Annotated in this window: 12 protein-coding genes and 1 tRNA gene; 8 read left to right on the top strand and 5 right to left on the bottom strand. The window is 41.5% G+C overall.

Annotated elements, in window-relative coordinates:
* Nucleotides 1-254: 254 nt before the first annotated feature.
* Nucleotides 255-1,370 carry a hypothetical protein gene (locus tag ACKPQ5_RS05395; RefSeq protein WP_407678080.1) on the bottom strand — a complete coding sequence of 372 codons (1,116 nt, stop codon included), beginning with the start codon at nt 1,368-1,370 and terminating at the stop codon, nt 255-257.
* A 128-nt stretch (nt 1,371-1,498) separates the two neighbouring features.
* Between ACKPQ5_RS05395 and ACKPQ5_RS05390 the strand changes: the two genes are divergently transcribed.
* Nucleotides 1,499-1,586: transfer RNA gene (locus ACKPQ5_RS05390), tRNA-Ser, on the top strand.
* Nucleotides 1,587-1,592: 6 nt separating this feature from the next.
* Here the strand turns inward: ACKPQ5_RS05390 and ACKPQ5_RS05385 are convergent.
* The 3 genes from ACKPQ5_RS05385 to trpD all read right to left on the bottom strand — a co-directional run bounded on the left by ACKPQ5_RS05385 (nt 1,593) and on the right by trpD (nt 5,440).
* A complete protein-coding gene (locus ACKPQ5_RS05385) occupies nt 1,593-2,993 on the bottom strand; it encodes a tetratricopeptide repeat protein (protein WP_407678079.1) in 1,401 nt (466 codons plus the stop codon).
* A 65-nt stretch (nt 2,994-3,058) separates the two neighbouring features.
* Nucleotides 3,059-4,378: a phosphohexomutase domain-containing protein gene (locus ACKPQ5_RS05380; protein WP_407678078.1), complete on the bottom strand. Its 1,320-nt coding sequence runs from the start codon at nt 4,376-4,378 to the stop codon at nt 3,059-3,061.
* 6 nt (nt 4,379-4,384) lie between these two features.
* Nucleotides 4,385-5,440 carry an anthranilate phosphoribosyltransferase gene (gene trpD, locus ACKPQ5_RS05375; protein WP_407678077.1) on the bottom strand — a complete coding sequence of 352 codons (1,056 nt, stop codon included), beginning with the start codon at nt 5,438-5,440 and terminating at the stop codon, nt 4,385-4,387.
* A gap of 84 nt (nt 5,441-5,524) precedes the next feature.
* Here trpD and ACKPQ5_RS05370 point away from each other — a divergent pair, with 84 nt between their 5' ends.
* From ACKPQ5_RS05370 to rpe, 7 genes are read left to right on the top strand one after another with little or no spacing between them, the layout of a single operon-like run.
* Nucleotides 5,525-6,496: an undecaprenyl-diphosphate phosphatase gene (locus ACKPQ5_RS05370; RefSeq protein ID WP_407678076.1), complete on the top strand. Its 972-nt coding sequence runs from the start codon at nt 5,525-5,527 to the stop codon at nt 6,494-6,496.
* 60 nt (nt 6,497-6,556) lie between these two features.
* The gene (rpmF, locus tag ACKPQ5_RS05365) at nt 6,557-6,733 is read left to right on the top strand and encodes a 50S ribosomal protein L32 (RefSeq protein WP_407678075.1); all 177 of its coding nucleotides are present in this window, start codon (nt 6,557-6,559) and stop codon (nt 6,731-6,733) included.
* A gap of 17 nt (nt 6,734-6,750) precedes the next feature.
* On the top strand, nt 6,751-7,818 hold the full coding sequence (plsX, locus tag ACKPQ5_RS05360) for a phosphate acyltransferase PlsX (protein ID WP_407678074.1): 1,068 nt from the start codon (nt 6,751-6,753) through the stop codon (nt 7,816-7,818).
* 3 nt (nt 7,819-7,821) lie between these two features.
* Nucleotides 7,822-8,820, top strand: coding sequence for a beta-ketoacyl-ACP synthase III (locus tag ACKPQ5_RS05355; protein ID WP_407678073.1), 999 nt, complete (start codon nt 7,822-7,824; stop codon nt 8,818-8,820).
* Nucleotides 8,821-8,835: 15 nt separating this feature from the next.
* Entirely contained in the window at nt 8,836-9,951 is a 1,116-nt protein-coding gene (locus ACKPQ5_RS05350; RefSeq protein ID WP_407678072.1) for a tetratricopeptide repeat protein, read from the top strand.
* Entirely contained in the window at nt 9,944-10,444 is a 501-nt protein-coding gene (lptE, locus tag ACKPQ5_RS05345; protein ID WP_407678071.1) for an LPS assembly lipoprotein LptE, read from the top strand. The genes ACKPQ5_RS05350 and lptE overlap by 8 nt, the downstream gene beginning before the upstream one ends.
* Nucleotides 10,445-10,456: 12 nt before the next feature.
* Nucleotides 10,457-11,122, top strand: coding sequence for a ribulose-phosphate 3-epimerase (gene rpe, locus ACKPQ5_RS05340; protein ID WP_407678070.1), 666 nt, complete (start codon nt 10,457-10,459; stop codon nt 11,120-11,122).
* Here the strand turns inward: rpe and ACKPQ5_RS05335 are convergent.
* Nucleotides 11,119-13,305 carry a sodium-translocating pyrophosphatase gene (locus ACKPQ5_RS05335; protein WP_407678069.1) on the bottom strand — a complete coding sequence of 729 codons (2,187 nt, stop codon included), beginning with the start codon at nt 13,303-13,305 and terminating at the stop codon, nt 11,119-11,121. The genes rpe and ACKPQ5_RS05335 overlap by 4 nt on opposite strands.
* Nucleotides 13,306-13,332 lie beyond the last annotated feature (27 nt).

Raw genomic sequence — 13,332 nt, 5'->3', positions numbered from 1 at the left:
TTCGAAGAATTAAATTGTGAGTATTTGTAATTCAGTTTTCTATCGGCGTTGAAGTGTGCAATACCATTCATGCTTAAAGGCACTAGAAACAATATTGTTGAATGGCGTAATAAGAATTAACCCAAACAATGATTCCGTTAATTTAGTATAAAAGAAATTTACAAGTTGGTAGGCAAGAACCTAGCAAAAAAAGAAATGTGTTTTGATGACCGAGCGAAAAGGAATCTCTTTCATTTTGCTCTCAATAATTTAGCTTATTGAATACGGACGCCTTTTTCCCATAGGTTTCTTTCAGTTATTACACCTGATTCATCAATGAAAACCTCTTCTCCATGAAGTTGGCCATCGAGAAGGTTAACTTCTCCAATTAAATTTCCGTTTAGATTGAGAATTTGCATTTTTCCGGAAAATGGTTGTTTGGATTTGGAATCGCTTACTGTGTCGATTCCATTAATCAGATTGGTATCAAACTGATCCTCGGCTTCGGAAACAGTACCAGTCCAAATATTGGAGCTCCCCGAATTCAATTGGGGGCTCCCAGTGAGTGGGTTTGCATTAAGTTGGGCTTGCTCAACAAGGGCGATCTTGGAGGTGGGTTGTTCTTTCGGGCTCGAAGCACTTGGGGTTGGTTGTTCAATTACTTGCTTTATCGGCTCCTTTAAACCAATTTCTTTTGCACCCCATAAATTTTCAGAAGGTGGAGCATTAGCATTATCTGAGCTTACTTCTTTTCGGGGCCGAATTGAATTGGACGGATTAGAGAGCGAAATTTTCTCCTTTGTTTCAGTCTTTACTTGAGTAGTATTGGGGAGTTCTGGAGCGATCGGTAGTTCAATCTTTTCCAGTGTGGGCTTGGTCGCAGTTCGGGGAAGGACAGAAGGTTTAGTAATAATTTTTCCGTTTCTCCAAACTGCTTTGATTGTAGTTTTTTCGGGATTAGTCCGAACACCTTCCCCATGTTGTAAGTCATCAAACCATTCCCCCTCATATATTGAACCATCAAGTGAATGAAACACTCCGAAACCATGTCTTTTGCCGTTCAGAAAAGAACCTTCGTAGTAGGACCCATCAGGCCATCGATATATTCCCTCTCCCGTTCGGCTATCTTCAAAGTAATCACCCTTGTATGATTCCCCATTACTCCACTTAAAATAACCATTCCCATGCCTTGAGTCATTCTTGAAGTCTCCTTCATAGGTGGAGCCGTCATGCCAGACATAAATTCCTTTACCCTGCTTCTTTCCTTTTTTATCTATTTCTCCTTGATAAGACCCATCGGAAAATTCAATCGATGTGGTTTTAGTAGAATTACAAGAAACACAGAAAAAAAGAAATAAAAGTGAAAGTGTTGATGGGGGAATTAATTTCATGGTTATATCCAAGCGAACGAGGGCATTTCGGGCAAGCGTGTAAATGAGAAATTATCAATAGTGGTAAATGCAAATTAAGTTGCCAGAGTGAATTGATTAATTAATTGTTTGGAGCCTGAATTATTGCGGGAGAGGTGGCAGAGTGGTCGAATGTGCCCGACTCGAAATCGGGTGTGCCGCAAGGTACCGGGGGTTCGAATCCCTCCCTCTCCGCCATTTAAGTTATTTGTTTCTAGAATAAAAGGCATTTATTTTATCTGCCACATCTCGAAATGATATGTCGGCCGAATAAACAACTTTAAATTCCTCAATTGCTTTGTCTTGCTCTCCCATTAGTTCAAAGCAACAGCCAAGCTCGTAAATGGCATCTTTCTTCCTATCATCCATTATTTGAATTTCGTTCTTAAGAATCGAAAATTGTTCAATCGCAAGGTCGTAGAAGTTTTTTCTGCTGTAGGCACGACCAAGGTATAAAATCGCATCCAGTCGAACTTTTGCGTTACGCTGCGCTAATTGGAAATGAGAGAGACAATTATCATAATCTGCATTATCAAAAAGGTTAATTCCTAGTTCGTAGCGATATCCATAGTCATTTGGATACCTTTGAACGAGAGATTCGAGCTGATTTTTTTCATACAGTTTCTTTTGGGCAATCGCATTATCACGAGAATTTATTGTTTCTTCGTCCTCGGGTTTAGTTATTAAAAGCTTTTCCCATTCCTCAATTGAGTTATCAAAATATTCCAAGGTTAACTGTCTCTCCTTTTCCTCGAGTGAAACATCTCCCTGTCCCGCTTCTTGTTTTCTTGCCTCCTGAATCCATGCAATTGAGTTTTCTAAATCACCATAGCGATGATAATATTCACTCAATTGACGGTAATTATTTAAATTGGAAGGTTCCTGTTCCACTTTCTCATAAGACTGCCTGATTAGATCTTCCAGACCCTTCGAGTCAGTAATTGATTTAGATTGTTGTTCGAGTGCCTGTGCTTCTGATTCGTCTTTTAATTGAGACCTGAAATCCTCAGACTCCTCCCATTTTCCTTTGTTCATAGCAACCGCAACTGATGCCCGCTTCATGAGTTCCACGGCATCCCCATCGGTCGGGTTAATCTTTAGAATTGAATTGCCAGTTTCGATCGCTTTTTCGGTGTTACCAAATTCTAAATAAGCATTCCCGAGTTGTTTGAGATTTTTAATATTGGTGGGATGAATCTTTCGAATTGTCTCGTAAGCAAAAACGACTGTTTCTTTCATTTCTAAATGAGTGGCCGCATCGGCAAGCATTTCATGCGCGAGAACACTGCCAGGATTTTTTTCGATTAGACCCTCTGCTTTGATTAAGGTTCCCTCAGGATCTTTTTCCCCCTTGCCTCCGAACATGAAGGGAACTGCTGTTACCTTTCCTAGAAGATTGTTGAGCCCTTTGGTAGAACCCTGAATACTCTTAATTTGAAGTGCACGAAGTTTTTTTCGTAATTCGATACAGCCCAGCGATTGCTTTAAAATGGAGGAATAAACTTCCAGGGTATAGCTTAGGTTCGATTGAATAGCTGCTTCAGCTGCTTCAAGTTGCTTTACTTGTCGAGGATCTAATTGGGCAATAGGAATCTCTTGAATCATGGAATTGTTTTAAAGGGTAGAGAAAGAGATAAGAGGAGAACTCATACTTAATCAAATTTATTAGTCTACAAGAATTTATCAATCGCGTTCGCAAGGCGATCATAGGCGGCTTGTGTAGTGTTTTGATCAATCGCTTCCACGAGAAGTCTGATTTTTGGCTCTGTTCCAGAATATCGAAGTAAAACTCTTCCATCATTACCAAGAGAAGATTTCACTGCAAGCAAAGCTGAGTTTAGATCGTCACACTCTTCAAGGGGCTTTTTCTGTTTGACCCTGTATGAGCCTTCCACGCACGGCCAAAGAGCAATTTCTTTGCTCAGTAAATCGATAGTTTGTTTCTTTTCATAAGACGCTCTAGCCACAAGTAGAGCAGTGAGGAGACCGTCTCCAGTTGGAAGATAATCACTTGCGACCACATGCCCAGATGATTCCCCTCCCATATTTAATCCCTTTTCTCTCATCATCGCGGCAACTTTTTTATCCCCCACATCGGATCTGTGTACTGCAATACCATGTTTTTCTAAACTGGCATCAAGACCTGAATTGCTGTGGATCGTGGCAACAAACCCGTTGTTATTGAGTCGTTGATTTTGATGTTCATTAAGGGCAAGAATTCCCAAGATTTTATCTCCCGGTATGATATTTCCCTTGGAATCACAAAAGATAACCCGATCTCCGTCCCCATCATGAGCAATGCCAAAATCGGCATTTAACTCTTTCACTTTACTTGCCATCATCAAGGGGTGCTCCGATCCAACTCCTGCATTGATATCGCCGGTTCCATTATTAAGGATTGTTATCACAGCTCCCAGTTTTTCGAGTACTTCCGGAGTGGTTTCCTGTGTTGCACCATTAGAAACATCTATTACCACCTTCTTGCCTTTGAGGAGATCGTCGGGAAAAAAACTTCGAATACGATCAAGATATGATTGAGTGACTTTCAACGACTTGAGATCTTGGACCTCTTTTGGTCTTTTATGCTGTGAAATTAAACCTTCTATTTCAGTTTCTTCGGAGTCTTTTAGTTTCGTTCCGGTGGAAGTGAAAAATTTAAATCCATTATCTGAAACTGGGTTGTGAGAAGCAGTGATCATTACTCCCATCGCTACCTTTTCCTCGATTGTCCCAAATGCGAGGGCAGGGGTGGGTAAAATTCCAGCACAAAGACCGGTGCAACCACAAGTTTTTAATCCCTGCTCGAAGGCATGTAAGAGAAGATTGCCAGAGGGGCGGGTATCTCGACCGATAAGAACTTGCTTCCCGGGGATTTCATTTTTTTGGATAAATAATGCGAGGGCTTTTCCAAGAGAAAAAGCAAAATCTTCATCCAGGAAAGAATTTTCAAAAGTAGCACGAATGCCATCGGTTCCAAAATATTTGTTCATTTTGAATTAAGCGAAAAAAGTAGTGGTTTGATTGAGCCATTTTTTGACAATTCCATCCTGCAGTAATTGTCTTCCTAGATCAACACCCTCGTGGAGATCCTGAGTTCGACCCGTTGTCAAAAATGCTAGTGCCGTATTCATTAAGATACTGTTTGTGAGTCCAGATGGTGCCGTTCCGGACAAAATGTGATTCATTAAATTGAGGTTTTGATTCAAGTCTCCTCCAGATAGATCTTCAATTGGTGACTGGGTAAAGCCAAATTGTTCAGGAGTAAAATTAGTTTCCTCCTTCGATAAGTTTCGACCAAACCCTTGAGCTATATTTTGTCCACATGATGTGAGTTCATCGACACCATTTATGGTTGAATGTCCCTCCACACATCCGTGGATGACAAATCCGCCTTTTGTTCCGGATTGGTGCAGGGAATCACTGAGTTTTGAAACCAATTTTTGGGAATAGACACCTAGTAATTGATATCCTGGTTGGGCAGGATTAATCATCGGTCCAAGAATGTTAAATATTGAGATCGTACCTTTTTTCGCAAGTTCCTTTCGAACTGGGGCAATGTGCTTAAAAGCAGGGTGGAAAGAAGGAGCAAATAAAAAAGAATAGTTAAGTCTTTTCATTCCCTCTATTCTTTTATCTTTATTAATTTCAAGGGGTATTCCGATCGCTTCAAGTAGGTCAGCACTCCCACATTTAGAACTGATTGATCGGTTTCCATGTTTGATCACAGGAGTTCCTGATGAAGCTATTATAAAAGAAACAAATGTAGAGATATTAAAACTTCCAGCCTTATCGCCCCCCGTACCGCAAAGATCGATTGCATTTTCAGAAAATGGTTCAAGAGCAGGGTCTTTTGCCAAAACACGAAAATGTTCAATAAACGAAGAAATTTCATCGGCAGTTTCCCCTTTTGCCGAGAGTGAAATTAAAAAGTTTTCTTTTTCTGAAGACTCTACTTTTTCTGAAACTAGTTGATCGATGCAAAATTTTATTTGCTCGGAGTCTAAATCAGTTTTCTCATTTAAAGATGCTGTAAAATTTTTTAATGAGTACATCGTATCTGTAAAAGGTGCGTTATTGTGAAGTATGGCTAAAAGTTATTCTTGCATATTTGTGCAACAAGGTTTGTAGAGATTTTGATGCCCAGTCGCCAACTTATTTTTATTACGCTGTTTTTTTTCCATTATGCAGGATTAGTAGGGGCTATCGAAAAAACGGCTTTAGTAGACCGGAGTGAAGTTCAGGAGTACCAGCCCGATTCAAATTCGTCTATGAGCTTTTCGGATGCTTTTATTTATGGAATAGTTGAGGGTGTAACAGAATTTCTTCCGATATCTTCTACCGGTCATTTGGTGGTGGTCAGTGAGTTTTTATCCGATAACGAAAATCATAATGAGGAAGCGATCAATGCTTATTTAATAGTCATTCAAGCGGGTGCAATATTGGCGGTCACTCTGCTTTACCGTAAAGAAATTTGGTCGATGATATTAGGATTACTTGGCTTGGACCCCCGGGGGAAGAGGTTGGCATTTAATGTACTAGTTGCTTTTTTACCTGCTGCTGTCTTGGGGCCAATATTAGATGATAAGATAGAAGAATTTCTTTTTGGACTCCTTCCTATCGCAATCGCTTTATTCCTGGGGGCAATTTTGATGTATTGGGTCGAAAAAAGAAAAAAAGCAAAAGACTCTGGTATGATAAGCGAGCAGGGGCGAACTTTGGATGATTTAACCCTGGCCCAGTCATTGGGGATAGGGTTTTTACAATGCTTTGCGATGTGGCCGGGTACAAGTCGATCGATGATGACAATTGTGGGTGGATATTTAGTTGGGCTACAAAGAAAAAAAGCGGCAGAATTTAGTTTTCTCCTTGGCCTTGTTACTTTAACTGCAGCTGCGGGCTACAAGCTGTTAACAAAATGGGAAGTAATGGAAGCAAATTTGTCTATTGGGCCAATTTTATTTGGTTGCCTTGTGGCGGGAATTTCCGCGGCGTTATCTGTGTTTTGGTTGGTAGGTTATTTATCAAGGCGCGGACTGGGGGTATTTGTTTGGTACCGAATAGTATTATCGATTGTGCTTTTTGCATTTTATTTTAACTCCCAATCTTAATTTCTCTAGCTTGACCATAATCCGGTTTCATGATTTAGTGAGGAATTAATTTATTAAGCTATGGGACAACCAAAAAGAAAACATTCTAAACAGCGAAGCAGAAAGCGTCGCGGTGCGAACCGCTTTCAAGAACCTCAACTTACCAAAGAAGCTGATGGTACTTTGAGTCGCCCTCACCGCGTCAATCCTGAAACCGGACAGTATCGTGGTAGGCAAGTTCTTGATGTAGAGGTTTAAAATTATAGTGCTTCGGCATGGATAAGACCGAAGCTAGAATTAGGCTTTCGATAGATGCCATGGGCAGCGACCTAGGTCCTTCCGAGGTTCTTGAGGGTGTTGCCCAAGCTATTGATCGTTCGCCTTGGAATACAGAATTTGTTTTGTTTGGTCAGGAAGAGATCATAGAACCACTCATAACATCCCATTCCATACTTTCGCGTTCAAAGGTGGAGTTTGTGCATTCCCCTGAGGTGGTGGGAATGGAGGAAAAGCCGATTGCTGGAATTAAAGGCAAAAAGAAATCCTCCATGAGTTTGGCTCTCCAAGCACTTAAAGATGGCGAGGCTGATGCCTTATTAAGTTGCGGGAATACAGGGTGTTTGATGGCAGGTGGTGCAATTAAATTAAGAACACTTGATGGGGTAGAGAGACCTGCACTTTGCACAATTTGGCCTGGGCGAGAAAGATATTTTACTTTATTGGACGCAGGTGCTAACCCACACGCAAAACCTTTCCATATTGCTCAAAGTGCTGTCCTTGGATCAAATTATGCACGAGTTGCTCTCGGCTTAGTTCGCCCCAAGGTCGGACTATTAACGATTGGAACGGAGGAGGGAAAGGGAAATGAAGTAATTCATGAGACTCATGAAATGTTAAAGGATATTGATGGGAGCATCATAAATTATGCCGGTCTAATAGAAGGTTTCCAGATTTTTGAAAATGTAGTTGATGTAGTTGTTTGTGATGGCTTCGTTGGAAATATTGTACTCAAAGCGTGCGAGTCATTAAGCAAATTAATTGGTAGTTTCCTGGATGAAGAATTACGTCGAAATGCACTGCGTAAGACGGGAGCATTATTATCAAAGGGAGCGTTTCGAAGCCTAAAGCAAAGAATTAATCCGGAACAATTTGGGGGTGCTCCTTTGCTAGGTTTAACAAAAAATGTAATTAAAGCACATGGTTCATCGAATCGAAATCATATAAGTGGTGCAATCAAGATTGCAATAGAACTAGTACAACACGATATGATAACCCAAGTTCTCGACGATGTACACGAAGCCAACGAAATACTGCGCCCTGAACCTCTATTGAAGAGAGATTAAATCATGGTGGATAATGTAACGAAATCAAGTAGCAAAATATTGGGAGTTGGCTCCTATCTACCATCTGAGGTGGTTGATAATTTGAAGTTAAGCGAAAAAGTGGATACGAGCGACGAATGGATCACTTCTCGCACTGGAATCAAGGCAAGGCGAATTGCAAATGAGAAAGAGGCAACCAGTGATCTTGCCGTAAAAGCTGCTCAAAACGCATTAATTGATGCTGGATTAACTGCTCAAGATATTGATCTTATAATCGTGGCAACGATTACCCCAGATATGGCTTTTCCATCTACCGCTTGCTTGATTCAACATAAACTTGGAATCCCCAAAGTAGCGAGTTTTGATATCGAAGCCGCCTGTTCTGGCTTTCTTTATGCACTGGATGTGGCCGATGGCATGCTTAGTAGTAATCGTTACAAGTGTGTATTAGTTGTCGGAGCCGAGAAGCTTTCTAGCATAATGGATTGGGAAGACCGAACCACATGTGTACTTTTTGGTGATGGAGCGGGAGCTGCCATTCTTTCCAATGCTGGTTCCGGTTCACAACTCATAGGCTTTAAGAGTGGAGCAGACGGCTCCAACCCAAATCTTTTGTACCAACCTGCCGGCGGATCTTTGCTCCCAGCATCACAAGACTCCTTATCCAGCAGAGGGCATTTCTTAAAAATGAACGGCCGTGAAATATTCAAATCTGCTGTGCGGGTTATGGAACGTGCTTCCCGAGAACTTCTCGAAGCACACGGCTTTACCGAGAATGATGTCGATCATGTTATTCCTCATCAGGCGAATGCTAGAATTGTGGAAAGTTTATCGCAAAGATTGGAAATTCCTCTCGGAAAATTCTTTTGCAACTTAGACAAATACGGCAACACATCGGCTGCTTCCATACCCATCGCGCTAGACGAAGCAAGAAAGTCCTTAATTTTGAAGAAAGGACAACTTGGCTTGTTTGTTGCATTTGGTGCAGGCTTGACATGGTCTGCGGTTCTTGTTCGATTTTAACCCTTTTTAAATTTAATGAAACAACTCACTATACTCTTTGGCTTTATATTACTTTTGTCATCTTCATTCCTCTGGTCAGTCTCACCGGGAGACAGTAGGAATAACAGAAACTCTTCTAATAACGATAAGGAATACCTATTTCCAGGTACGGGTTTTTTTAAAAAGAATCGTGATCCCCTCGACGATAAGCAGGCTAAATTATGGTTTCTTGAAGCCGAACAGGCTGAAGCAGAAGGTGACAGTGGAGACGCACTTTCTCTTTATGAGAATTTTTCCAAAAGACGCTCCGATTATCGAATAATTAGAAAGGGCAATGAAATACAGATTGGACCTGAATCCCTTTATCGAGCCGCAAATTTACGCGAGAAGAAAGGGGACTGGCAAAAGGCTTTTCAACATTTGCGTCTTATTGCAGAGGCTTATACAGACTATGATTTTGAACGAGTTGCGGAGTCTCTGATGAGAATCGCGGAACGACTGGCGAAGGATAAGTTGCCTCGCAAGTGGGGAGTGGTTCCAAGGTTTCGTTCGGGGGTTCAAGATCGCTTGAGACTCAATCAAATTGCCGGTCTGGCTCGTGGACCAAGATTTGCCCCTCGTGCCCTTATGGCATTATCTGAAATTGCGATCAAAGATAATAAGGAAGAGGAAGCAATCGATGCCCTTGAAAGATTAACTAACTTATACCCCGACAACTATCTTTGTGAGGAATCATATTTCATATTAGCACAAATTTTCGAGAGTCGGGTTGCGGGTCCTGCTTATGATCAGGGTGCAACTCTAAAAGCACTCAATTTTTATGAAGATTATTTAATCCTTTTTGCGGAATCTCCTCCCAAAAGCAAACACGAAGAATTGTCTGATTATAACAATCGATTAGAGGAGGCAAAAAAAAGAAATTTAGCGGCTGAAAGAGGTCGAAAAAAAATGAGAGAAACCCTCGCGGCAAGTAAGGTGATTGTCGGGAAGTATGTTGAGAAATATGGAAAGTATTATCTTACTCATTGGCGCGAACTCGGAAACCGCCCAGCGCTTCAATTTTACAATGAAGCTATAACCATTGCCCCGGAATCTGAAGCGGCAAGGGAAGCCGAGAAGAAAGTTGCTGAGCTTCGCAGTGCTAATGAATAAGATCTTTTACCTAAAGAGCCTTTTTTTTTTATTACTTTTATGTAGTTGTAAATACAAAAGTACAGAACTTGGATCCAAGTCGGTCTACATTGAAGTAGTTAGTAATCAAACATTGGCTCCTCAGTTGGGCTCTTTTGTAAGTAATAAAATTCGTGATCAAATTATTCGTCGTGGACATTTCTTCATCCGGTCTAATATTCAAGACTGTAATTACATATTGCGGGTTACTTTAATTGATTACAGCAAGGGAACTGAAATTTATAAACCAACTGATACTCTTCTTGCAGCTGGATTTCGAATGAGTGTTCAAGCCAATGTTTCTCTTACCAAACGGAGTGGCAAAGTATTGTTTAAAGATACATCTATTACCGAACATGCTTCCGTACTGAGAGATAACTCCCTTTCAGTTCCATCAGATCGACAAGCTCTTTTAAGCATATCTGAATCATTGGGTCAGCAAGTCTCCCAACTTATTGAGAATTATCGCTGGTAAAAATATCTTATTATGAAAAAGCTTTTAGCACCCTCTATCCTCGCGGGTAATCACGCGAATTTGAAAACTGCACTCGATATTGCTGAGGGTGACGGTCGTCAATGGATTCACCTCGATATTATGGATGGGCACTTCGTACCCAATTTAAGTTTTGGGCCACAAACTGTGGCTGACTTGAGAAAAGAGTCAGAACTCTTTTTTGATGTTCACTTAATGCTCGATAATCCGCATCTTTATATTGATGCTTTTAATCAAGCGGGCGCTGACTTAATTACAATTCACATCGAGCCTTCTTATGACCATTCCGAATCAATTAAGCATATTAAATCACTTGGAAAAAAAGTAGGCATTGCATTAAATCCAGCTACTCCAGTCGAAGACATTTACGAAATTATTACCCACCACAGTATTGATTTAGTTTTATGCATGACCGTAGTTCCAGGCTTTGGCGGTCAGAGCTTTATTCATGATGTGCTTAATAAGGTCAAAGAACTTACTGCTTTACGGGAAAAGTCATCCAACCAATTTCTGATTGAGGTAGACGGGGGAGTTGGTCCAACTCACGTACAACCTTGTTTAGATGCTGGTGTTGATGTCTTTGTAGCAGGAACCGCTTATTATAAAGGCAGTGATGCGGAGCGTCGAGAATTTGCCCAGTCTGTGGGAGAGAAGTCTTAAACTTTTATAAATGGGGCCAGTACTAAAGCCACCACAGACATCAATTTAAGCAATATATTGAGAGATGGTCCAGAGGTGTCTTTCAATGGGTCGCCCACAGTGTCACCGACCACAGTTGCTTTATGTACATCCGAGCCTTTTCCGTATTTCACACCTCCCATTTCGTAGCCCTCTTCCACCATCTTTTTTGCATTATCCCATGCTCCACCGGCATTGGATTGAAAAAGCGCCATTAAAACCCCAGATGCGGTAACCCCTGCGAGTAAGCCTCCAAGCATTACTGGTCCTCCTCCAAAGCCGATTAGTACCGGGGTGAGAATCGCAACTAAACCGGGGGCAACCATTTCTTTGATTGCCGACTGGGTTGAGATTTCGACACATTTACCATATTCTGCAGCATCGATAGCTTCGTCGAATTGTGCTCTCTCCACTTCAGACCATTGATCAGATGGCTTACCATCATTTTTATCTAAAATTATAAGAGCTTTTTTAAGGGCAGGAATTTCTTTAAATTGTCGACGAACTTCTTGAATCATTGCCATTGCCGCACGACCTACGGCGCCCATTGCTAAGGCACTAAATAAAAAGGGCAGCATTGCCCCAATGAATAGCCCGGCCATTACTTTAGGGGTAGATACATCAATCACATCAATTCCAGCAGTTTCCTTGAAAGCGGCAAAAAGTGCGAGTGCAGTAAGTGCAGCTGAACCAATGGCAAATCCTTTCCCAATTGCAGCAGTCGTATTTCCTACTGCATCAAGCTTGTCCGTGCGTTGCCTTACTTCGCTAGGAAGTTCGGACATTTCCGCGATTCCACCGGCATTATCAGAAATGGGGCCATAAGCATCTACTGCCAATTGTATCCCGGTATTTGAAAGCATACCTACTGCAGCAATTGCGATTCCGTAGAGCCCTGCTAATTCATGAGCACCTACAACTGCAGCCGCTAGAATAAGGATAGGAAAAGTAGTGGAGATCATCCCAATTCCAAGGCCACCAATTATGTTAGTGGCACTGCCTGTAATGGATTGCTCAACAATTGATTTAACAGGCTTCGTGCCAGTTCCGGTATAATACTCAGTAATTTTACCGATAGCTAAACCGGAAACTAATCCAATTATAATTGCATAAAATACACCATCCGAGGTGAAGGTGGCTCCGTCATAGTTCCATGTTTGTGGCAGAAAATAATTAATGGTAATATAGGAGCATATGATCATTGCGAGGGATGCTACAAGCTCGCCTTTATTAAGGGCTTTGTGTGGGTCCCCACCATCCTTTACTTTTACCAAGAAAGTACCTAGTATCGAAGTGACAATTCCAATTGCTCCTAATAAAAGAGGTAAAAAGACCGGTGATAATCCATTTAATTCATCTTGGAAATTGTCAGAACCTGCAACCATGGCTGCTCCTAGGATCATAGTCCCGATAATTGACCCTACATAAGACTCAAATAAATCTGCACCCATTCCGGCCACATCACCCACATTATCACCCACATTATCTGCAATTGTAGCGGGATTGAGCGGGTGATCTTCCGGGATACCTGCCTCCACTTTTCCGACCAAGTCTGCTCCCACATCTGCAGCTTTCGTGTAAATACCACCACCCACGCGTGCGAAAAGTGCAATTGAAGATGCACCGAATGAAAAACCAGTCAAAACAGAGAGAGTAGTATTTAAGGCAGCACCTCCTTCGAAAGCACTAAATTCCTGGGCGAAGTATGCAAATAAACCACCTAATCCAAGAATTCCTAAACCCACAACTCCAAGCCCCATAACGGACCCACCCGCAAATGCAACCTCCAGCGCTTTTCCTAAACTTTCTCGAGCCGCATTGGTAGTTCTTACATTGGCTTTTGTGGCCACGACCATTCCTAAATATCCGGCGAGTGCCGAGCAGAATGCACCCACAACAAATGAAACTGCAACATAAACATGGCTATTTGGGTTTTGTGACCCGCTCCAACCCAATAGGATCGCCACTGCAATAACAAACACGAATAAGACTTTATATTCTGCCTTTAAAAATGCCATGGCACCTTCCTGTATGCTCGCCGCAATTTTAGCCATTTTGGGAGTGCCTTCAGGCTGTGCATTTATTTGTTTTGTTTTCCACCAAGTGAAAAGCAAAGCTAATATTCCAAAGGCGGGTATTATAAGGGAAAGATTTTCAATATTCATAATTTGGGTTAAGGGAGTGAATTTAAG

The sequence above is a fragment of the Candidatus Seribacter sulfatis genome (assembly GCF_964187635.1).
Lineage (GTDB): Bacteria > Verrucomicrobiota > Verrucomicrobiia > Opitutales > Seribacteraceae > Seribacter > Seribacter sulfatis.
This window is presented reverse-complemented; position numbering and strand designations above follow the sequence as displayed.

Bases quoted from the DNA above. Each gene is read 5' to 3' on its own strand.
- rpe (WP_407678070.1), top strand. From the start codon at position 10,457: ATGAAAAAGCTTTTAGCACCCTCTATCCTCGCGGGTAATCACGCGAAT.
- ACKPQ5_RS05350 (WP_407678072.1), top strand. From the start codon at position 8,836: ATGAAACAACTCACTATACTCTTTGGCTTTATATTACTTTTGTCATCT.
- ACKPQ5_RS05395 (WP_407678080.1), bottom strand. From the start codon at position 1,370: ATGAAATTAATTCCCCCATCAACACTTTCACTTTTATTTCTTTTTTTC.
- plsX (WP_407678074.1), top strand. From the start codon at position 6,751: ATGGATAAGACCGAAGCTAGAATTAGGCTTTCGATAGATGCCATGGGC.
- lptE (WP_407678071.1), top strand. From the start codon at position 9,944: ATGAATAAGATCTTTTACCTAAAGAGCCTTTTTTTTTTATTACTTTTA.
- ACKPQ5_RS05370 (WP_407678076.1), top strand. From the start codon at position 5,525: ATGCCCAGTCGCCAACTTATTTTTATTACGCTGTTTTTTTTCCATTAT.
- ACKPQ5_RS05335 (WP_407678069.1), bottom strand. From the start codon at position 13,305: ATGAATATTGAAAATCTTTCCCTTATAATACCCGCCTTTGGAATATTA.
- ACKPQ5_RS05380 (WP_407678078.1), bottom strand. From the start codon at position 4,378: ATGAACAAATATTTTGGAACCGATGGCATTCGTGCTACTTTTGAAAAT.
- ACKPQ5_RS05355 (WP_407678073.1), top strand. From the start codon at position 7,822: ATGGTGGATAATGTAACGAAATCAAGTAGCAAAATATTGGGAGTTGGC.
- rpmF (WP_407678075.1), top strand. From the start codon at position 6,557: ATGGGACAACCAAAAAGAAAACATTCTAAACAGCGAAGCAGAAAGCGT.
- ACKPQ5_RS05385 (WP_407678079.1), bottom strand. From the start codon at position 2,993: ATGATTCAAGAGATTCCTATTGCCCAATTAGATCCTCGACAAGTAAAG.
- trpD (WP_407678077.1), bottom strand. From the start codon at position 5,440: ATGTACTCATTAAAAAATTTTACAGCATCTTTAAATGAGAAAACTGAT.